Origin of the sequence: Pseudorhodobacter sp. E13 (assembly GCF_003991405.1) — a bacterium.
Classification (GTDB): Bacteria; Pseudomonadota; Alphaproteobacteria; order Rhodobacterales; family Rhodobacteraceae; genus Pseudorhodobacter.
This window is the reverse complement of record NZ_RPEN01000156.1, coordinates 142,528-163,038: the sequence shown is the minus strand read 5'-3', so window position 1 is coordinate 163,038 and position 20,511 is coordinate 142,528. Positions and strand designations below refer to the sequence as shown.

Below are 20,511 nucleotides of genomic sequence, written 5' to 3'. Positions count from 1 at the left end.
AAAAACGCCCCGCATGGACCGCTATCCTAGCAAGGCGCGGGCAGCGTCGCGGGCGGCGGGGGTAATGGTATCGCCTGCCAGCATCCGCGCGATTTCTTCGGTGCGCTGGTCGGGCGACAGCGGCGTGACGGTGGAGAGGGTCATCCCCTTTTCCACCCGCTTTTCCACCCGCCAATGATGCGCACCAAGGGCGGCCACCTGCGGCGAATGGGTCACAACCAGAACCTGCGCGGTGCTGGCCAGTGCCGCCAGACGGCGGCCCACGGCATCGGCGGTCGCCCCGCCCACACCGCGATCAATCTCATCGAAGATCATGGTCAGACCGGGCGTGTTTCCGGCAAGGCACACTTTCAACGCCAGCAAAAACCGCGACAATTCACCACCCGAGGCAATCTTGTTCAACGGCCCCGACGGCGCACCGGGGTTGGTGGCCACGGTAAAGGCCACTTCATCCACGCCTTCCGGCCCGGCCTCTATCGGGTTGATCTGGGTGGAAAACACTGCCCGCTCCATCTTCAACGGGGCAAGTTCCGCCCCCATCGCCTTGTCCAGCCGTTTGGCGGCGGCAAGGCGGGTCTTGGTCAGCGCCTCGGCGGCGCGGGTATAGCGGGCCTCTGCCTCAACCAGCGCTGTGGTCAGCGCGGCAAGATTGCCAGCCCCGCCATCAATCACCGCCAGACGCGCACGCAGATCATCGGCAAAGCCACCCAGATCATCGGCCAGCACATTATGCTTGCGGGCCAGCGCGCGGATGGCGAACAGACGTTCTTCGATCTGCTCAAGCTCCATCGGGTTGAAATCCAGCGCCGAGAGGCAATCTTCGACCCCGGATTGCGCCTCGCCCAGTTCCACCAGCACACGGCCAAGGGCGGCTATCGCGCCTTCCAACCGGCCTTCGGCACGGTCCGCCGCGCCTTCCAACCAGCGCAGGGCATCGACCAGCACAGCCTCGGCCCCTTGGTCAGACAGGGCGACATGGGCGCGGGCGATATCGCTGCGGATCTTTTCGGCCCCCTGCATGGCGCGGCGGCGGGCGTCAAGGCTTGCCTCCTCGCCCGGTTCGGGGTTCAGCTTGTCCAACTCGGCCACGGCATGACGCAGGAAATCTTCCTCCACCCGCGCGGCCTCTAGCGCGGCTTCGGCCTGCGCCTTGGCACGGCGGGCAGCCGACAGCGCCGACCAAGCCGATTTGACGGGCGCCAGATCAACCCCGGCAAAGGCATCGAGGATCTGGCGATGGCCACGCGGGTTCAGCAAGCCGCGATCATCATGCTGGCCATGCAGTTCCACCAAAGTATCGGACAGCGCGCGCAACACCTCACCGCTGGCGCGGCGGTCATTGACCCAAGCGGTCTTGCGGCCATCGGCGGTGTTGATGCGGCGCAGGATCAGCTCATCCTCGGCCTCGATCCCGGCTTCTGCCAGAACCGCCAGCGCGGCATGGCCCGGCGGCAAGTGAAACACCGCCGTCACCTCGCCCTGCTCTGCCCCGGCGCGCACCAGTTCGGCGCGACCGCGCCAGCCCAGCACAAAGCCCAAAGCATCCAGCAGAATGGATTTGCCCGCCCCGGTTTCCCCGGTCAGCACATTCAGACCCGGTTGGAACGCAAGTTCCAACCGATCAATGATCAGCAAATCGCGAATTTCAAGCGCGCGTAGCATCCACTATCCCGCAGGGCACGCCAAAGCGCACCGCCCTTACAACCACTTGCCCTGAATGACCTGCCGATAGACTTTACGCAACCAGCTTTCGCCTTTCGCTTCCATCGACAGGCCGCGACCTGTCAGCAAACGATGGCTGTCATCATAGAACGGGCTGGACTGGTAGTTATAGCCCAGAATGGCCCCAGCCGTCTGCGCCTCATCCGTCAGGCCAAGCGCAAGATAGGCCTCCACCAAGCGGTGCAACGCCTCTGCCGTATGGGTCGTGGTCTGGAAATCCTGCACCACCACGCGGAAACGGTTGATGGCAGCGGTATACTGGCCCTTTTTCAGGTAATACCGCCCGATTTCCATTTCCTTGGCCGCCAGATGGTCAAAGGCCAGATCAAACTTCAGAATGGCCGAGCGCGCATATTCGCTGTCGGGATATTTCTCGATCACGTCGCGCATGCCTTGCAGCGCCTGGAAGGTCAGACCCTGATCGCGGCCCACCTCATCAATCTGGTCGTAATAGGACAGCGCCAAAAGATATTGCGCGTAGGCGGCATCTTCTTCGGCGGGGTAAAGATCAAGGTAGCGCTGCGCCGAGGCGCGGGCATCTTCATAATTCTTGGCCTTGTGCTGGCTGAACGCCTGCATGATCAACGACCGCTTCGCCCATTCCGAATAGGGATAAAGCCGTTCGACCTCGGAAAAATAGCGAATCGCAGTGTCTGGCTTGCGAGATGTCTCCAACGCCAGTTCACCACGTTTATAGATATCTTCTGCGGTCAAACTGTCGAGCGGAACCTCATCCTGCCCGCCGCCACAGCCTGAAAGGCCCGCAATGATCAGCGCTGCCCAAAGGAACTGTGCGCGCACCTTAACGCCTGCCATCTTCCGCCTACCCCATAATCCTGCAAATTCCAGCGTTTGAGCGCCGGGTTTGTTCTGTCCTAGCACAGAAAAATCCGGTGCGCAAAACGCCTTTCACCTTTCGGTGCAGGTTAGATGTGAACTGGGATATCTGAGCGCAAAACCCCGACACCCGGCAGTTTTTGCCCGGTCGGTTGGCCGCAATCCACAATTTCCCATGCGTCGCTTTGTGCGAACAGCGCGCGCAGCAGGCGGTTGGTCATCGCATGGCCAGCCCGCAAGCCGGTGTAGCGGCCCAGAATCGGCCCTCCGGCCAGCGCCAGATCACCCAACGCATCCAGCATTTTATGGCGCACAGGTTCATCGGCATGGCGCAGACCGCCCGGCGACAAGACGCGATCGCCTTCAAACACCACGGCGTTTTCCATATTGCCGCCCAAGGCCAAACCATTGGCGCGCATTGCATCCACATCAGCCTGACGGCAGAAGGTGCGGCTGTCGCACAGCTCACGCACGAAGGCGCCATTGGACATGTTCAGCGTTTTTTCCTGACGACCAATTGCCGCGTCCTCAAAATCAATGCGGAAGTCGATTTCCAGCATGTCAGACGGGTCCAGCCGCGCAACCGCATCGCCTTCACGCACCTCAATCGACTTCAGCACGCGGATGGCGCGCACGGGGGCGGCTTGGGTCCGGGTGCCTTTGGCCAGCAACCCGGCCACAAACGGGCGCGAGGAGCCATCGAGGATCGGAACCTCGGGGCCATCAATCTCGATCAAGGCATTGTGAATGCCAAGCCCAGCGAGAGCGGCCATGATATGTTCAATCGTCGAAACGGAATGGCCAGCCGCATTGGCAACCAGCGTGCACAGCCGAGAGGGCACAACCGCATCCCACCGCGCCGGGATCAGGGTGTCGTCGCTGTCCAGATCGGTGCGACGAAACCAGATGCCGTAATCAGCAGAGGCAGGTTTGACAACCATACGAACCGGCTTGCCGCTATGCAGCCCGGTCCCTTCGAAAACCACGTCGGATTTTACAGTATGTTGCACGATATAACCTTCCGGCCGTTTCTATTTTTTTAACCGATTAACCTGCATTCTTGTGGTGATCCACAGGAAACCCGTCGCGGGCTTTTCGGTGAATTGTAAATAAGCGGCGGGGTTGCCCGCAACAACTCACTCTTTGTGACCTTCTGTTACAAAAGGCAAGACAGGGCGCAAAAGACCGCCTACAGGCGTGCAAACCGATGATTTTACAACAAAAAAGGCCCGCTCTCACGGACCTTTTTCAGGATAGATTTGATCGGATTCAGTTGGCCTGACGGCGCAGGAAAGCCGGAATCTCGATCCGTTCCTGATCTGCGCTCATCTCCGGCTCCTCGTCATAGCTGGCAGCGGGGTGCTGGCGGCTGACTTGCGGCTGGGCAGACCCGCGCTCTGCCGGCGCATCGCCATGGCCTGCCATACGGTTGATCAGCGAGCCGATGCCAAAGCGCGGACGCGGAGCCTCGGCCTGACGCGCGGCCGGTTGGGCTGCGGGCTGCGGCGGGGCCATCGGGCGTTGCTGTGCAGGCGATTTCGACACAGCGGCTTGCAACCGGGCCAGCGCCTCGGGCGACGGGGTGCCAGTGGGGCGCGGACGCGGGGCCACAAATTCCGACGCGTCAGAATCCAGCGGTGCCGTCATGGCGCGCGGTTGCGGCTGGGCGGCAGGCTGCGGGCGATAGGCCGGGGGCGGCAGATCGTCGGTTTCCTCGACATATTCGCGCTCTGCCCGCGCAGGTGCAGCAGGCTCACGATCGAACAGCGTGGGCGCAGCTTCCTGCACCGGTGCCGGTTGTGGCGCGGCGGCCGGGCGCGGTGCGGGCTGAACCATGGTCGCCGACGAAACGGTCAGCGCCGGGCGCGCGGGTTCCGGCTTTGCTTCCGGTTCGGGCGCGGTAAAGCTAGTCGGCAGCGGCTTGGCCAAGGAACGGCGTGCCACGGGCGAGTCTGTCTGCGCCACGTTCGCATCAATCCCGGTGGCAACCACAGACACCCGCAGGCTGCCTTCCATCGAGGTATCCAGCGTGGAGCCGACGATGATATTCGCGTCCGGATCAACCTTTTCGCGGATGATATTCGCCGCTTCGTCCAGTTCGAACAGGGTCAGATCATAGCCGCCGGTGATGTTGATCAACACACCTTTGGCGCCATGCAGGCTGATTTCATCCAGCAGCGGGTTGGCAATGGCTTTCTCGGCCGCTTCAACGGCGCGGTTGTCACCTTCGGCTTGGCCGGTGCCCATCATCGCCTTGCCCATTTCGTCCATCACGGCGCGCACATCGGCAAAGTCGAGGTTGATCAGGCCGGGACGCACCATCAGATCGGTCACACCTTTGACGCCCTGATACAGCACGTCATCGGCCATGGCGAAAGCTTCGGTAAAGGTGGTCCGCTCATTCGCCAGACGGAACAGGTTCTGGTTCGGGATGATGATCAGCGTGTCGACAACTTTCTGAAGCGCTTCAATGCCTTCTTCGGCTTGCCGCATACGTTTGTTGCCTTCGAACTGGAACGGCTTGGTAACAACACCCACCGTCAGAACGCCCAATTCCCGCGCCGCTTGCGCGATGATCGGGGCAGCGCCGGTGCCGGTGCCACCACCCATACCCGCGGTGATAAAGCACATATGCGCGCCCGCCAGATGGTCGACAATTTCTTCGATGGTTTCTTCGGCGGCGGCGGCCCCCACGCTGGGGCGGGCCCCTGCGCCCAGACCTTCGGTCACTTTCAGACCCATCTGGATGGTAGAGCTGGCGCGGCTTTGCTGAAGCGCTTGGGCATCGGTGTTTGCAACCACAAACTCAACGCCTTCCAGTTGCTGGTCGATCATGTTGTTGACAGCATTGCCGCCCGCACCACCAACACCAAACACGGTGATCCGAGGCTTCAGTTCTTCGCGCTGCGAAGTCATCATCAAGTTAAGTGTCATTGCCAGTCCGCCTGCCTATAAGTGTCCCTGCGCCTTTAGCCAGCGCTTTCAGTCCCGATATTCCACAAATCTTATCCACAACCAACCCAAAGGTCACGAAAAAAACGTGCTTTCACCACAAAATATGGGCGAAAACACGCCGCTTTTCGCGGGATGTCGACAAATTGGCTGGATATTGTGGTTACCAGTTGTCCTTGAACCATTTCAAAGCGCGCTTGAGCGACCGCGCGGGGTAACGCTCTGCCGGGATTTCGAAATCCCACCATTCATCCTGCGGGTGCGCCGCAAACAGGCACAGCCCCACAGCCGAGGAAAACGCAGGTCCGGTGGCCGCTTGCGGCAAGCCTTGCACGCGCAACGGACGGCCAAGCCGGACCCGTTGGCCAAGAATACGCGCGGCCAGACCATCAAGGCCCGGGATCTGGCTGCCGCCTCCGGTCAGCACGATCTGCTGGCTGGGCAAATGGTCAAAGCCTGCGGCGTCCAGACGGGCGCGGGCCTCTTCCAGAATTTCCTCGACACGCGGGCGCATGATGCCGATCACCTCGGTCCGGCTGACTTGGCGGCGGTCTTTTTCCCAATCGCCACTGTCGCCGCCGATCTCGATCATCTCGCGGTCATCCATCCCGGTGGCATGCACGCCGCCGAATTTGGTCTTGATGCGTTCCGCCGTGGTCAGCGGCACCTGCAAGCCCTTGGAAATATCGGATGTGACATGATCGCCGCCCATGCGCACGCTATCGGCATAGATCATGTGCTTTTTCATGAACACCGAAATCCCGGTCGCCCCGCCGCCCATATCAATGCAGGCAGCACCCAGTTCCTGCTCATCCTCGACCAGCGACGAAATGCCGGACACATAGGCCGAAGACGCCATCCCAGCGAGTTCCAGATCGCAGCGTTTCAGGCAATAGATCAGGTTTTGCACAACGGCGGCATCCACCGTCAGCAAATGCATATCGCAAGACAGACGGTTGCCGATCTGCCCGCGCGGATCGCCAAGGCCCGAACGGTGATCCAGCGCAAAGTTCACGGGCTGGGCGTGCAGCACCTCGCGCCCCTCGCCCACATCCGGCACTTCGCAGGCCGCCAGAACGCGGGCCACGTCTTGCTCGGTCACAACCGAGTCCTGCAAATCCCACTCGCCTGCCAGCCCATAGCTGCGCGGCTCTGCCCCCGAGAAACAGGCGATCACATGATCGACCCGCACATTCGCCATTTTCTGCGCCGATTGCACAGCGGTGCGGATGGCCCGCTCGGTTTCATTCATCACGGCGATCTCGCCAAAGCGCACCCCGCGCGACCGTGTGGTCGCAGCCCCGATCACCCGGAAAGAGGATTGCCCGGCCATGGAACCGATGCCTTCCATCTCGCGCAGGTTGTCGGTGTCATCAAACCGCAGGATCAGACAGCCCACCTTGCTGGAGCCGATATCCAAAATCGCAATCACCCCGCGCTGCATGGCGGCGCGGCGGATGTTGCGCATGGCACGCTGGGATTGATAGAGATCGGTCATAGGTCGTTCTCCGCAGGGATAATGCCGCGTGCGCGGCGCATTTCAGCCAAAGCATAAGGGGCAAGCCGCAACGAGGGGCGGTTTTGCAAACGAAGGTCGACGGCCACGATATCGCGGGCCAAAAGCTCTTGCGCCTGATCCAATGCAATCAGACGGTCCAGCGCGGCAATGGGTTGATCGACGGGCAGCAGGATGCGTTGATCGCGGTCCAGCACGATATCCCAGCGCCGTTCGCCCATGCGGACAAGGCCGCGCAGGCGCGGCAGCAAAGGCCCGGCAGACAGCAGGATTTGCTGCGCCTCGGCAATCGCCGCATCGGCGCCCTGCCCCACGATCAGCGGCAGATCGGCGCGGTCATTGCGGTCATGGATTTCGGCCACGCGGGTGCCGGTTTCATCCACCAGCCACAGCCCCGCCGCATCGCGCCAGACAAACGCAGGTTCGCGCTCGGTGATCGTGACCTGCAAGATGCCACCCGATTGCACCCGCACATCCACATCGGCCACCGCGCGCAGCGTGGCAATGCGGGCGCGGGCGGCCTCCAGATCAAGATCAAGCGAGCTTTGCGGCAAAGGCAGCGCCAGCGTGGTGCGCACAGCCTCCGACAGATCCGGCGATGCGCCTTCGACCGACAGCAGCTTTACAATGAATTCCGGACGGTTCTTAATTTTCTCGCGCAGATCGGTATAGACAGAGCCCAGCGACTCCCGCCGTTCGGTATCGGCAAGGTAAATGCCCACACCAAAGGCCAGCACAAAGGCCGGAAGCCCGACCCGTAGCGCGGTGCGGATGGCCGGCGTCAGCCACAGCCGTTGCATGCGATAGGCAATGCGGCTGGGGGCGGGATCGCGGCGCGGGGCGCTGCGGTCGGGGCGGGGATGGCGGGCGGGGGCGCTTAGCGGTCGCATGAGGCATCCTCTACAATCCAGCGGCACAGATCGGGGAAAGACAGGCCCACCGCCCCCGCCTGTTCCGGCGCAAGCGATGTGGGCGTCATGCCGGGTTGGGTGTTGGTTTCCAGAAGGATCAAGCCCTCCAGCCCGCGCGCCTCATCCCAGCGGAAATCGGTGCGCGACAGGCCACGGCAACCAAGGGCGCGATGGGCGCGCAAGGCGTAATCCTTGCAAGCCTCTGAAATCTCTTGCGGGATATTGGCGGGGATTTCATGGCGCGACCCGCCGACCGAATATTTGGCGTGATAGTCATACCACCCATCCACGATGATATCCGTCACCGCCAAGGCCCGGTCGCCCAGCACGGCAGTCGTCAGTTCCCGCCCCGGCGCATAGGTTTCCACCATCACCACGGCAGGCATTTCCGCCGAAAGCTGCGGCGGCGCATTGGCGGCTTCATGCACGATATAGACCCCGACAGAGGAGCCTTCGTTATTCGGTTTCACCACATAGGGGGGCGGCAAGACATGGCGTTTGCACACCTCATCCCGCGCGGCCAGAACGCTGGCCACCACCGGCAGGCCCGCCGCCCGAAACGCGGCTTTCGATTTTTCCTTGTCCATCGCCAGAGACGAGGCCAGAACCCCGGAATGCGTATACGGAATGCGCATCCATTCCAGCAAACCCTGCACGCAGCCATCCTCGCCCCAGCGACCATGCAGGGCATTGAACACAACGTCAGGTTTGATTTCCGCTAAACGCGCGCAAAGGTCTGCCCCGGCATCCACCGAAACCACCTCATACCCGGCCTCCAACAGCGCCTGCGCGCATTCGTGCCCGGATGACAAGGACACCTCCCGCTCTGCAGAAGGTCCGCCCATCAATACGACCACTTTGGAGGCTGCCCCGCTCGACATGCCCACCATATTTACTGCCTCAAGGCCTTTTTTGGCCTGTTTCTTGTTATTCGTTATTCGTTATTTTCGGCGCTGGTTCGCCAACGCGCTTGATTTCCCACTCTAACGTTATTCCGCAGTGTTCGAAAACCCTTTTTCGCACATCTTCGCCCAATTCTTCCAAATCTGCGGCGGTTGCGCCACCGGAGTTGATCAGAAAGTTGGAATGCATCTGGCTCATCTGCGCGCCACCACGGGTAGCACCCCGCATCCCGGCGTCGTCAATCACCTTCCAGGCCTTCAGGTCATGCACATCATCGGCCCGCCCGGTCGAGGAAAACCCCGCCGGATTGCGGAAGGTAGAGCCTGCGCTACGGTCCTTGGTCGGTTGGGTGGCATCGCGCTTGGCCAGTTGGTCGGCCATTTTGTCATGCAACTCCTGCGGGTTGCCCTTTGGCGCACGAAAGGTCGCCGCGATGACCACAGCGCCTTCGGGCAGGGCCGACTGGCGATAGCCAAAGCCCAGTTCAGAGGCCGTCAGGGTTTTGGCCTGCCCTGTGCGTGTGATGATCTGCACCGTCTCGACCACATCGGCGGTATAAAGCCCATAGCAGCCCGCATTCATGCACACGGCCCCGCCGATAGCACCCGGAATGGTGCGCAGAAAGGTCAGGTCCAGCCCCGCATCGGCGGCCTTGCGGGCCACATGCGCATCCAGCGCCGCCGCCCCGGCGATCACCCTATCCCCTTGAATTTCAATGCTGTTGAAGCCGCGTCCCAGTCGGATCACCACCGCCCGCAAGCCGCCATCCCGCACAATGAGGTTAGAGCCGACCCCCATCGGAAACACAGGCACATCGGCAGGCAAAGCCGCCAGAAACGCCGCCAGATCATCCGCATCGGCAGGCTGAAACAGCCAATCCGCAGGGCCACCCACGCGCAGCCAGGTCAGATCGGCCAAAGGCCGGTTCGGGGTCAAGGTGCCGCGCACGGGGGGCATGGAATGGGGCATATCTTGGGTCATGCCGGCTTGGTAACGCCAGCGCTTGATTTCGGCAAGCAGGCTTTGGACCAGATGCGCAAAAACGTGCCGGGTCTGGGCGAGGCAAGTGTTAACGAGAGCTAAAGACCCCAGAAACCTACCAGAAAGCCTATGGGATGGGGCCAGAAACGGGGCTAGGGGTGTTTCGACGAAATTACGTGGTTCACAGGGCAGCGCCCGGCCCGGGGTGGGCGCCATCGCGCCCGCCCATGGGGCGGGACGGGCGCGGCCCGGAACCCTTTGGGCGTCCCGGGCGAAGGTCCCGACTAACCACCGAGCCATTTTAGTGCGAAATCGGTTATGGATTGGCCTAAAGTTTTGACTGGTGTCACAAATTGGATCAGCTTGGCCGCCGCCAACGCACCACCCGCAGTTCCAAACGCAACTGCGGCTGCGCCGACGGCCTTGTTCGCAATGCCACCACAATACCTCGCTATGATTGCGGCAGAATTCAAAAGTGCCTCACCAATCACCTTAAGCCGTGACGGCGATGGGGCGAATTTGGAGAGTTCCTTTTCGGCGTCATCAAGCGTGTCAAAAATGATGGTAATCTGGCGCTGCACCTCTGGTGCGCTGTCGATCAATTCCGGTGGCTGGTTGTGGCCGCGATGGGCGGCATCGGCAGGGGCGGTTTGGGCGAAGGTAAGTTGTTGGCGCAAGGCTTGGACTTGGGCTTTGAGGTCAAAGCGTTCTTCGATCAGCGCGATCAGCCCCGCGATATGCGCAGCCCCTTTTTCCCATTCGGCATTGGGGATCAGGGCAATATCGCGTTCGAGTTCAGGGTTGAGCGACCGCCCCTCAAGCGCGGCCTCATACCAGCGGAGCCAGAAGGTGTAGGGGGAATTGGGTTGTGCCCAGCGGGTGCGCGTCCGTTTCATTTCAACTTGGAACGGGTTCGAGATGCTGCCCCAAAGCGGTACGCCATCCAATGCCTGCCCTTCTTCCATCTTGGCGCAGTCTAACTTGATACGTTCCCAAACGCCCTTAAAATTCAATCGCGATGCCGCTCTTGCGGCAAATACGAGGTCTGAGCTACGTAGGATTGCGGAGGTCGGATCAAATGCAAGCTTAAGCGCATAACCAGCAGCCGCACGGGCGGCCCATGCTGGCTCAAGATCAGATTGATCGGGCCCTGATATCGGCACCTTGACGGGATTGGCGATGCGCGATGAAAAGGCAAGCCGACTTATGGCAGTGTTGAATACGACCTGCCCGACCCTTATCATGGTTTGCGTTTGATTTGCGCCCGTTGCCACAGCAGTGATAAGCAGGCGCAGATGCGCAAGATTTGAGAACTTGCCTTCATTATCCCAAGCTGTTTCCATGGCCGCGAACCAAACGGGTGCAACCCGCAAAGCAACCCGCTGAGAAATGGTAATAGTTTCAGCAAGGGGCCGAGCGTCCAGCCATAGCCGCAAACTATCTTCGTCTTTGATATCGCTTGCTTTCATTCCGGCATGATTGGCGGAAACAGGCACATTGGCAAGCGAGAGTTTGACCCAACACAGGGACGCGCCTGACCCGGTGTGGGCGCCATCGCGCCCGCCTTGGGGCGGGTCGGGCGCGGCCCGGAACGCTTTGGGCGTCCCAAGCAAAACGGAAAACTAGCTTACTCTGCCGGATGCGCCGTTTTCGACCTCAGCCAGCGCCACAGATAGATCACCGGCCAGCGCAGCACGGATGCACCCATGCACAGGATGATCAACCCGACGATGGGGCCGTTCATCCATGTCACCCAGCCCAAGATCGGGATGCCCAGCGCGATCAGCACATAGGCCGCGCGCCAGTGTTTGTCGCGGCTGGGGAAAAAGCCGGTGACATTGGCCGCCACCAGCCAGACCAGCGCCGCTGTCAGGGCGGGCGTCACGCGGCTTTTCCTTGCAGCAGCGCGGGCAGGTTATTGGCCCAGGCCGAGATGGTCCCGGCCCCAAGGCACACAACCATATCACCCGGCCGGGCCTGTTCGCGCACCAGCCGTGCCAGATCATTCTCATCCAGAATCGCGCGGGCGTGGCGGTGGCCATGGGCGATCAGCCCGGCCACCAGATCATCGCGGCTGGCACCGGGGATCGGGTCTTCGCCTGCGGCATAAACATCGGCAATCGCCACCACATCCGCCTCATTGAAACAGGTGCAGAAATCATCGAACAAGCTGGACAGGCGCGAATAGCGGTGCGGCTGATGCACCGCAATCACCCGGCCCTTGGTGGCCTGACGTGCGGCTTTCAGAACGGCGGTAATTTCCACCGGGTGGTGGCCGTAATCGTCGATGATGGTCACACCATCGACCTCTCCGACACGGGTAAAGCGGCGGTTGACGCCCCCAAAGGCGGCCAGCGCCTCGCGGATTTCCGACATTTTCATGCCGAGGAACCGGCACACCGCCACCGCCGACAAGGCGTTAGAGACGTTGTGATCGCCGGGCATCGGCAAGGTGCAGCCTTCGATCACCACCGGATTGCCGTTTTCATCCGGGCTTTCGCCTTGCAGCGCCACATCGAAATGCGCAACGCCATTTTCATAGGTCAGGTTGATCGCCCGCACATCGGCCTGCGCGTTGAAGCCAAAAGTCACCACGCGGCGGTCGGTGATCTTGCCGACCAGGGTTTGCACCTCGGGGTGATCGGTGCAGCACACGGCCAAGCCATAAAACGGAATGTTCGACACGAAATCGAGGAAGCCTTTGCGCAGCGCGTCAAAGCTGTGCCAATGCTCCATATGCTCGGGGTCGATATTGGTGACGATCGCAATGGTGGCGGGAAGCCGGTTGAAAGAGCCATCGGATTCGTCGGCCTCCACCACCATCCACTCCCCTGCCCCGGCCCGCGCGTTGGACCCATAGGCATGAATGATGCCGCCGTTGATGACCGTCGGGTCAAACCCGCCCTTGTCCATCAAGGTGGCGACCATGGTGGTGGTGGTGGTCTTGCCATGGGTGCCTGCAATCGCGATGTTGGACCGCATCCGCATCAACTCGGCCAGCATCTCGGCCCGGCGCACCACGGGCAGGCCCTTGCGGCGGGCTTCCTCCAGTTCGGGGTTGCCTTTCTTGATCGCGGTGGAAATCACCACCACCGCCGCTTCACCGATATTCTCGGCGCGCTGGCCTTCAAACACCGTGGCCCCCAATGTCACCAGTCGATCCGTGATCTTGGAGGCTTTGGCGTCAGAGCCTTGCACGCGGTAGCCAAGCGTCATCAGCACCTCGGCGATGCCCGACATGCCGATGCCGCCGATGCCGACAAAATGAATGGGGCCCAGCTCTACAGGCAGTTTGGTGGCGGCGTTCATAGGGGGGCCCTTTCTGTCAGGCTTTCGACGAGTTCTACAAGGCGATCCGTGGCATCGGCGCGACCAAGCGCCAGTGCATTGCGCGCCATGGTCTGCGCCGCTTCGGGGTTTTCCAGCACGGCCGCCATCTGCGCGGCCAAGGTTTCGGCATCCAGCGCCTTTTCGGGGATCAGAATGGCGGCATCACCTTCAACCAGCCCGCGCGCATTGGCGGTTTGATGGTCGCCCGTCGCCGCCGCAAAGGGGATCAGGATCGCTGGCCGCCCGATCACCGAAATATCAGCCACCGAAGACGCCCCAGACCGCGAAATCACCAGCTGCGCCTCGGACAAGCGGCGCGGAATATCGGTAAAAAACGGCTGCACATCGGCGTTGATGCCTGCTTGGGCATAGGCCTCGACCACGCGGTCAAGATCTTCGGCGCGGGCTTGATGCGCAACGCGCAGATTGCGGCGCAGGCCTTCGGGCAAGGTGGTCACGGCAGCAGGCACCACATCCGACAAAATGCGCGCCCCTTGCGAGCCGCCAATGACCACAAGGCTCATCGGGTAGTCACCGGGCGGAATATAGCCCGCCCCCGCCCGCTCCAGCACAGCACCGCGCACCGGGTTGCCGGTATGGGTGCCGCTTACCCCTTCGGGCAAGGCGGTGGGCCATGTGCCACAAGCCACCGCCATAACGCGAGGCGCGAAAATCTGGTTCACCCGGCCCAGAACGCCGTTTTGTTCATGGATCATCCGGGGCCGCCGCAGCAAGGTTGCCGCCGTCAGCGCGGGGATGGACGGATAACCACCAAACCCCACCACAACCGCAGGCTTGTCCCGCACCTGCGCCCAAGCCGCCGCCAACACGCCACCCGCAATTCGAAACGGCACCAGCGCCTTGGCCAATACCCCGCCCCGCGCAAAGGTGGCCGAGGCAACCTGCTCAATCACCACATCGCGCGGAAACCCACCCACATAGCGCGCGCCGCGATCATCGGTGGACAGTTTCACCCGCCAGCCACGCGCCACCATCGCCTCGGCCAAGGCCTGCGCGGGGAACATATGCCCCCCGGTGCCACCCGCTGCGATCAAAAGCAAAGGCCCCATCTGCGCCCCCTTACCGGCCACGCCGGAACAGAACTTCCGCAATCTGCCCCTGCGGACGCGACCGGGTCAGCGCCAGCAACATGCCCACCGTAATCCCCGCCGCAATCACCGACGACCCACCGTAGGAAACGAAAGGCAGGGTCATGCCCTTGGCAGGCAACAGCCGCACCGCAACCCCCATGTTCACCATGGCTTGCACGGCGAAAATGCAGGCCAGCCCCGCGCCCGCCAACCGGATAAAAGGGTCCCGCTCCCGCATCAGGCGGAACAGCGACCGCACGACGATCGTCGCGTAAAGTGCGATGATGCACAGCACAAGGATCAACCCATATTCCTCGGCGGCCACCGCGATGATGAAATCGGTATGCGCATCGGGCAGCGACCATTTCACCTGCCCCTCGCCCACGCCGACACCGAAAAAGCCACCTTCCTGAATGGCATTGGTGGCATAACCGATCTGGGTGCGCGGGTCGATCTCGGGCGACAGGAAACCATTGATCCGGCGGGCAAAATGCTCTGACGTGTTATAGGCAAACATCGCGCCCGCCCCCACCAGCCCCAACACCGTCGCAATCAGAACCATCGGCGCGCCGGCGATGAAATACACCACCGACCAACCAAAGATAATCAACGCCGCCTGCCCGAAATCAGGCTGCAAGGCCAACAGCAGCACCACGATGAAGGTGATCAGAAAGGACATGGACTTGCCGCGCGGCCCGTTGATATCCTGCGCGGCGGCCATCAGCCATGCGGTCAGCACGATGAAACCGGGCTTCAGAAACTCTGACGGCTGCACCGAGGCAAAGCCAAAGCTGATCCAGCGCACCGCCCCTTTGCCGAAATCGGTGCCAATCACGGGCAACATCGCCATCGCGGCAAAGGCCCCCAGAAAACCCAACACCCCAAGACGCCGCACCATATTGGGCGGCATCATCGAAATGCCCAGCATCACCACAAGGCCGACACCACCAAAAAACGCCTGCCGTTTGACATAGTAAAACGCATCCAGCCCATTGCGCTGCGCCAGCGGCACCGAAGCGGCCAGCCCCAACAGCAACCCCACACCAAACAGCGCAAAAACCGCGGTCAGGGACCAGCGGTCAATACTGCGCCACCAACGGGGAAGAACCGGCTCCACCACCCTGCCGGGCATAGAGCCATAGACCATCTCAGTCATGGGATACCGCCTGATATTTGCCTGTTTACTGCCATTCTGTCCGAGTGTTCCCCCGGATCTGACGCATAGCTTAGCAACGATCCCCCGCCATGGCTAGGGGGAAGCACAAGGCAGGGCAACCAAATCAGGGTTTTTCTGCCCGCCGCGCTTTCTTTTCGGCGCAAATATCCTCAGGGGGTGAATTGGCCGCAAGGCCAAGGGGGGGCGCGAGCGCCCCCCGCGTCATCCGTTCAGCAGCGCCTGCACCCGGGCGGCGAAATCCTCGCCCCGCTTTTCAAAATTCGGATATTGGTCGAACGAGGCCGCCGCAGGCGCCAGCAGCACCACCTCCCCCGCCTCCGCCTCTGCCGCCGCAAGTGCCACGGCGCGGGCCATGGTTTCGCAAACCTCATAGGGGGTGTTGCCCAATTCCAGCGCGAAATCCCGGGCGGAATGGCCGATCAGATAGGCCTTGGCGACAGACCCGAGATAAGGCACCAGCCCCTTGATCCCGCCATCTTTGCCCAAGCCCCCGGCGATCCAGCGAATACGCGGAAAGGCTTGCAAGGCCTTGGCCGCACTGTCGACATTGGTGGCCTTGCTGTCATTGATGAAGCGCACGCCACCGCGTTCGCCAACCAACTGGCTGCGATGCGGCAGGCCCGCAAAGGAATGAAACGCCTGTTCGATCAGCTTTGGCCCGATCCCAAGGCTGCGCGTCGCGGCATAGGCGGCGCAGGCATTCTGGTGGTTATGCGCCCCCGGCAGGCCCGGCACCGACCGCAGGTCGATCGAGGCCACCTGCCGCCCCTTGCGCCACTCACTCAGAAACCCCTTGCGGGCAAAGACCGACCAGCCGAACCCTTCCAGCTTCTGCCCCGATGAGATACGGATCACCCGGTCATCCTGCGCGCCTTCGGCCAGTTGGTTGGCCATGAAGCGCCCCTCCACCTCATCCACGCCAATCACCGCACGGTCCGGCCCGCCTTCGGCAAACAGCCTGCGCTTGGCGGCGAAATAGCCGCCCATGCCGTTATGCCGGTCCAGATGGTCCGGCGACAGATTGGTGAACACCGCGATATCCGGGGTCAGCGCGCGGGCCAGATCGGTCTGATAGCTGGACAGTTCCAGCACCACCACCTCGCCATCCACGCCGGGGTCGATATCCAGCACCCCGCGCCCGATATTGCCCGCCATCTGGGTCGGTCGCCCTGCCACTTCCAGAATATGGTGGATCAGCGCCGTGGTGGTGGATTTGCCGTTCGATCCGGTGATCGCGATCACGCGGGGCAGCGTGTCAAACCCGTCCCAATCCTTGGTGGCATAGCTGCGAAAAAACAGCCCGATATCATTGTCCACCGGCACCCCTGCCTCCAGCGCCGCCGCGATCACCCGGTTCGGCGCAGGGTAAAGATGCGGAATACCGGGCGAGGTGATCAACGCGGCGATCCCCTCAAACGCGCCATGGCGGGTCAGGTCAACGCAGGCAAACCCCTCGGCCTCGGCTTTCTCACGCGCCTCGGCGCTGTCATCCCACAAAACCGGCTCCGCCCCGCCCGCTTTCAACGCCCGCGCCGTGGCAAGGCCCGAACGGCCAAGCCCAAGAACGGCGACCTTCTGGCCGGAAAAACAGGTAACAGGAATCATGGCGTAGCCTTTCAAGATATTCGCCGCGCAGAATGCGGCCAGAGCGCGCAGGCCGCAAGAGCGGGAATGCGGCCCGGCAATGGCCCGACCAGAACCGTGCCCCAGCCCCCACGCCCCGCGCTTTTTTCTGGCCAAGGGCTTGCCTTTGTCCGCGCAGGCACCACTTTGGCGAAAACTTGGGGGATCGTGATGCAAGACATGCTGACTTTGGCGGCCGACAACCTGTTGTCGCCCATCATACTATGTTTCGTGCTTGGCCTGTCTGCCGCCCTTGCCCGCAGTGATCTGACCTTTCCCGAAGCCATCGCCAAGGGCATGTCGCTTTACCTGCTCTTTGCCATCGGCTTCAAAGGCGGGGTTGCGGTGGCCACCAGCGGGATGAGCCTGCAACTGGGCCTGTCCCTGCTTGTGGGTGTGGTCTTGTCGGCGCTGATCCCCTTTCTCGCCTTCGCGATGCTGCGGGTGATGACCCGGCTCAGCGTGACCGATGCCGCCGCTGTGGCCGCGCATTACGGCTCGATCTCTATCGTCACCTTCGTCGCGGGGTCATCGGTGCTGGAGGCGCAGGGCATCACCTTCGAGGGTTACATGGTCGCCGTGGCCGCCGCGATGGAAGCGCCCGCGATCCTGTCCGCCCTGTGGTTGATTTCGCGCACGGGCGGGTCGGCCGACACGGATCAGGGCGGCCATCTGTGGCGCGAGATCATGCTCAACGGCTCTATCGTCCTGCTGGTCGGGGCCTTTGCGATTGGCTGGATCACCGGGCCCGATGGCAAGGCCGAGATTGATGCCTTCATCACCGCACCGTTCAAAGGCGTGCTGTGCCTGTTCCTGCTCGATATGGGGCTGGTCGCGGGCCGGGGCCTGCGGCAAGCGCGGGGCGAGGTGCGGGGCGGCGTGCTGGCCTTCGGGCTGGTCATGCCGCTGCTGGGGGCAAGTCTTGGCCTGATGGGCGCGATGCTGATCGGGCTGAGCCTTGGCGGGGCGGTGCTGCTGATGGTGCTGGCCGCCTCGGCCAGTTATATCGCGGTGCCGGCGGCGATGCGGGTGGCCTTGCCTGCCGCCAACCCGGCGGTCTCGCTGACGCTGGCGCTGGGGGTCACCTTTCCGTTCAACCTGACCTTGGGCATCCCGCTGTATCTGGCGGTGGCGTCTGCAATTCTGGGGGGATAAGCGATGGAAATGCATGCAGCAAAACGGGTGGAAATCATCATCGAGGCGGTGATGGAGGCGCGGCTGACCGCTGCCCTGCGCGGGGCCGGGGTCACGGGCTATACCGTGCTGCCGGTGATGGGCGGCGCGGGCCGGTCGGGCGAGTGGAGCCGTGAGGGGCAAGTGGGCCGCTCTGGCATGGTGGCCGTGGTTTGCCTGATCCGGCCCGAGCGGCTGGACAGCCTGCTGGACGCCGCTTTCGCGGTGGTCGAGCGGCATATCGGGGTGGTCAGCATCTCGGACGCGCAGGTCTTGCGGGCCGAACGGTTCTGAGCCCCCCGCGGAATCGCGCGCGATTCATCTGGCAAGGCATTGATATCAAACACTCCCCCGGTTTTTGTTAACCGGATTTTAACCCGATGCCGCAGGGGGCACAGCGGCAGGCGCTGGGTTTGCGGCCTGCGGCGGAATTTGGATATTTGTGAATAGATGAAGTTGGGTTAGGGGGTTATGAGGGGCTTGAGGGTGGCTCTGTGATTTCAACAAGGTGCCATCGGATATAGGTCTTGAGTTGTGCCTTGCGAAATGGCGATAGCCCTTCTGCCAGCCGTTCGACTTCAAGCCTAAATGTCCGTAGCCATTTTGCTTCTGCGTCACAAATATCCCGGCTAATCCGACGCCGTATTTGCTCCTTATCCCTAAGAACAAGAGCCTTGAAAAGGGCTTCGGTGATTGCTGGCGCTTGTTGGGAAAAGCGCGCAGCAGCAATAGCAGGGTCCAGATAGGTGAGGATCGGCGCGGTCAGATAGCCCGAACCGACGGGATCATCCCCCCGGCGAGTCAAAATTTGGATCACGAGGTCCAGTTCTGCGGGAATTTTTTCCAGCAGTTGCGCAGCGACCGCCTTTGCTTGGCAAAGGAATTGAGCGGACATTGCAGCCTTCAAATGATTTAATATCTCTGCAAATTCGGCATCATTGCGATTGGGATAACCCAGCCCGTCATAGGCATCGCGATCAATCAACTCCCCCCGGCCAGTGCCTTCATCCCATGGCGGTAAGATTCCTTTATTCTGCAACGCGTCGATGTAGGCCTTTGCCTCTGACACAACAGATGCCGCATCTTGGGCGCGCAAACCGTCCTCTTTGGCAAGCTCAAGGAAGATGCCGAAAATCTGCATCAAAACATGGGGATCGGTAACGCAATGGTTTGCAAGATCAGTTTCGACACGGCGCAGCGCCATGTTACATTGATCCTCACTGCGCTGCCGCCACCACCATAATGTGTGCCAAGGCGTTTCGTTTTGAAGATCAGCAAAGCCGTTGCTGGATTTGAGAGCGCTGCGGATGGCAGCGGCCTCGGCATGACCATCGACGATTAGGTCGATGGCGAGATCGCAACCCAGAACCTCGTCTTCGTAAATATCAACATTTGCGGCCTCGTATTTTTCAGAAGCCATCTCCATGGTGGATTTTTGGGGCTCTTTTTCGGATTTGGAGACCCTGCGCTCAGCCCTGTGCCATCCGCCCCTTTCTTCCAGATCGGCCCGCGACAGCGCGCCTTTTCCGTATTCCATGTGCAGCGCGAAATAGGTGGCGATCAAATCTGATACGGCGGTTGATCTGGCCCGCATATCTTCGTCCAGCGCGGCGTAGAGTTGGACAAATTCCAGCATGGCGTGGCGCAGCAGGCGAAGGTTTTCGAAGGTTGACGCAGAAAACACCTCAAGAATGCGGGCTTGGTTCTGTTCCAATGTGGATTTGGTGGCCGGGTCGGTGATTTCCGCCAGAAAAGCCGGGAAAGCAGCGGCGACATCGGCATGAAGGCGCAGGGTGCGACCAACGGTTTTTTCTTTATATTTGGCATAGTCAGCGTGTTTGCTTTGCAACTCCTCCTCATTGGCGAGGACGATAACGCGTTTACCTTGGTGTTCGACAAAGCCGTTCAAGTGGCCGAAAAGCTCTGGCACGGTCATGCCTGCCCGTTCCAGATCATCAAAGATCAGGGTCGTTGGCAAGGCAATCTGGGCAAGCGCCTCGGGTTTGAAATCCACCCGAAACATCCTGAGCGCGGTGCCACCCAAACTGCCCAAGCCTTTGGTCAAAGCATTATCCAGCAAGGGTAGCCGTTCCATCAGGATAGCGCGGTTTATGTCTTCGGCGGATTTTGCGCCAAACAGGCTAACGTAGAGTGCATCCTTTCCTTGATAATATGGCTTTATTGCATGGCTTTTGCCCGCCCCCCAAGGCGCATTGATCATGATAGCAAATCCGGGATTCAGCAGGGCGAGGTAGTTGTCGAGATAGGCCTTGAGGTGCGGATTTACGGTCATGT

The 20,511-nt window shown here is 61.5% G+C and carries 17 protein-coding genes; 2 read left to right on the top strand and 15 right to left on the bottom strand.

From position 1 onward, the window contains the following. Positions 1-21 precede the first annotated feature (21 nt). The 14 genes from recN to murD all read right to left on the bottom strand — a co-directional run bounded on the left by recN (position 22) and on the right by murD (position 17,025). The gene (recN, locus tag EGN72_RS11650; RefSeq protein WP_127047741.1) at positions 22-1,662 is read right to left on the bottom strand and encodes a DNA repair protein RecN; all 1,641 of its coding nucleotides are present in this window, start codon (positions 1,660-1,662) and stop codon (positions 22-24) included. A 36-nt stretch (positions 1,663-1,698) separates the two neighbouring features. Beyond that, complete coding sequence (locus EGN72_RS11645) at positions 1,699-2,538, bottom strand: outer membrane protein assembly factor BamD (protein ID WP_127047739.1); 840 nt, start codon at positions 2,536-2,538, stop codon at positions 1,699-1,701. Between the two features lie 110 nt (positions 2,539-2,648). Next, a complete protein-coding gene (gene lpxC, locus EGN72_RS11640) occupies positions 2,649-3,569 on the bottom strand; it encodes a UDP-3-O-acyl-N-acetylglucosamine deacetylase (protein ID WP_127047737.1) in 921 nt (306 codons plus the stop codon). A gap of 259 nt (positions 3,570-3,828) precedes the next feature. Continuing rightward, positions 3,829-5,493 (bottom strand): cell division protein FtsZ, encoded by a 1,665-nt coding sequence (gene ftsZ / locus EGN72_RS11635; protein ID WP_127047735.1) that lies wholly within the window; start codon positions 5,491-5,493, stop codon positions 3,829-3,831. Between the two features lie 181 nt (positions 5,494-5,674). Next, entirely contained in the window at positions 5,675-7,009 is a 1,335-nt protein-coding gene (gene ftsA / locus EGN72_RS11630; RefSeq protein ID WP_127047733.1) for a cell division protein FtsA, read from the bottom strand. Beyond that, positions 7,006-7,917, bottom strand: a complete 912-nt coding sequence (locus EGN72_RS11625) for a cell division protein FtsQ/DivIB (protein WP_127047731.1) — start codon at positions 7,915-7,917, stop codon at positions 7,006-7,008. The genes ftsA and EGN72_RS11625 overlap by 4 nt, the downstream gene beginning before the upstream one ends. Further along, the gene (locus tag EGN72_RS11620) at positions 7,905-8,828 is read right to left on the bottom strand and encodes a D-alanine--D-alanine ligase (RefSeq protein ID WP_199743739.1); all 924 of its coding nucleotides are present in this window, start codon (positions 8,826-8,828) and stop codon (positions 7,905-7,907) included. Before EGN72_RS11620 ends, EGN72_RS11625 begins: the two co-directional genes overlap by 13 nt. 37 nt (positions 8,829-8,865) lie before the next feature. After that, entirely contained in the window at positions 8,866-9,822 is a 957-nt protein-coding gene (gene murB / locus EGN72_RS11615; protein ID WP_127047729.1) for a UDP-N-acetylmuramate dehydrogenase, read from the bottom strand. Between the two features lie 284 nt (positions 9,823-10,106). Continuing rightward, positions 10,107-11,291, bottom strand: coding sequence for a hypothetical protein (locus EGN72_RS11610; RefSeq protein WP_127047727.1), 1,185 nt, complete (start codon positions 11,289-11,291; stop codon positions 10,107-10,109). Positions 11,292-11,449: 158 nt separating this feature from the next. After that, on the bottom strand, positions 11,450-11,707 hold the full coding sequence (locus EGN72_RS11605; protein WP_127047725.1) for a DUF2484 family protein: 258 nt from the start codon (positions 11,705-11,707) through the stop codon (positions 11,450-11,452). Next, positions 11,704-13,131 (bottom strand): UDP-N-acetylmuramate--L-alanine ligase, encoded by a 1,428-nt coding sequence (murC, locus tag EGN72_RS11600; RefSeq protein WP_127047723.1) that lies wholly within the window; start codon positions 13,129-13,131, stop codon positions 11,704-11,706. The genes EGN72_RS11605 and murC overlap by 4 nt, the downstream gene beginning before the upstream one ends. Beyond that, positions 13,128-14,222 carry a glycosyltransferase gene (locus tag EGN72_RS11595; RefSeq protein ID WP_127047721.1) on the bottom strand — a complete coding sequence of 365 codons (1,095 nt, stop codon included), beginning with the start codon at positions 14,220-14,222 and terminating at the stop codon, positions 13,128-13,130. The genes murC and EGN72_RS11595 overlap by 4 nt, the downstream gene beginning before the upstream one ends. A 10-nt stretch (positions 14,223-14,232) precedes the next feature. Continuing rightward, entirely contained in the window at positions 14,233-15,399 is a 1,167-nt protein-coding gene (ftsW, locus tag EGN72_RS11590) for a putative lipid II flippase FtsW (protein ID WP_127047719.1), read from the bottom strand. 222 nt (positions 15,400-15,621) lie between these two features. Then, the gene (gene murD / locus EGN72_RS11585) at positions 15,622-17,025 is read right to left on the bottom strand and encodes a UDP-N-acetylmuramoyl-L-alanine--D-glutamate ligase (RefSeq protein ID WP_127047717.1); all 1,404 of its coding nucleotides are present in this window, start codon (positions 17,023-17,025) and stop codon (positions 15,622-15,624) included. A 189-nt stretch (positions 17,026-17,214) separates the two neighbouring features. Here murD and EGN72_RS11580 point away from each other — a divergent pair, with 189 nt between their 5' ends. Together EGN72_RS11580 and EGN72_RS11575 are read left to right on the top strand one after the other, a co-directional pair. Then, positions 17,215-18,198 (top strand): sodium-dependent bicarbonate transport family permease, encoded by a 984-nt coding sequence (locus tag EGN72_RS11580; RefSeq protein WP_127047978.1) that lies wholly within the window; start codon positions 17,215-17,217, stop codon positions 18,196-18,198. 3 nt (positions 18,199-18,201) lie between these two features. Beyond that, positions 18,202-18,510: a transcriptional regulator gene (locus EGN72_RS11575; protein ID WP_127047715.1), complete on the top strand. Its 309-nt coding sequence runs from the start codon at positions 18,202-18,204 to the stop codon at positions 18,508-18,510. A gap of 175 nt (positions 18,511-18,685) precedes the next feature. Here the strand turns inward: EGN72_RS11575 and EGN72_RS11570 are convergent, their stop codons facing one another. Then, positions 18,686-20,509 carry a hypothetical protein gene (locus tag EGN72_RS11570; protein WP_127047713.1) on the bottom strand — a complete coding sequence of 608 codons (1,824 nt, stop codon included), beginning with the start codon at positions 20,507-20,509 and terminating at the stop codon, positions 18,686-18,688. Positions 20,510-20,511: the final 2 nt, after the last annotated feature.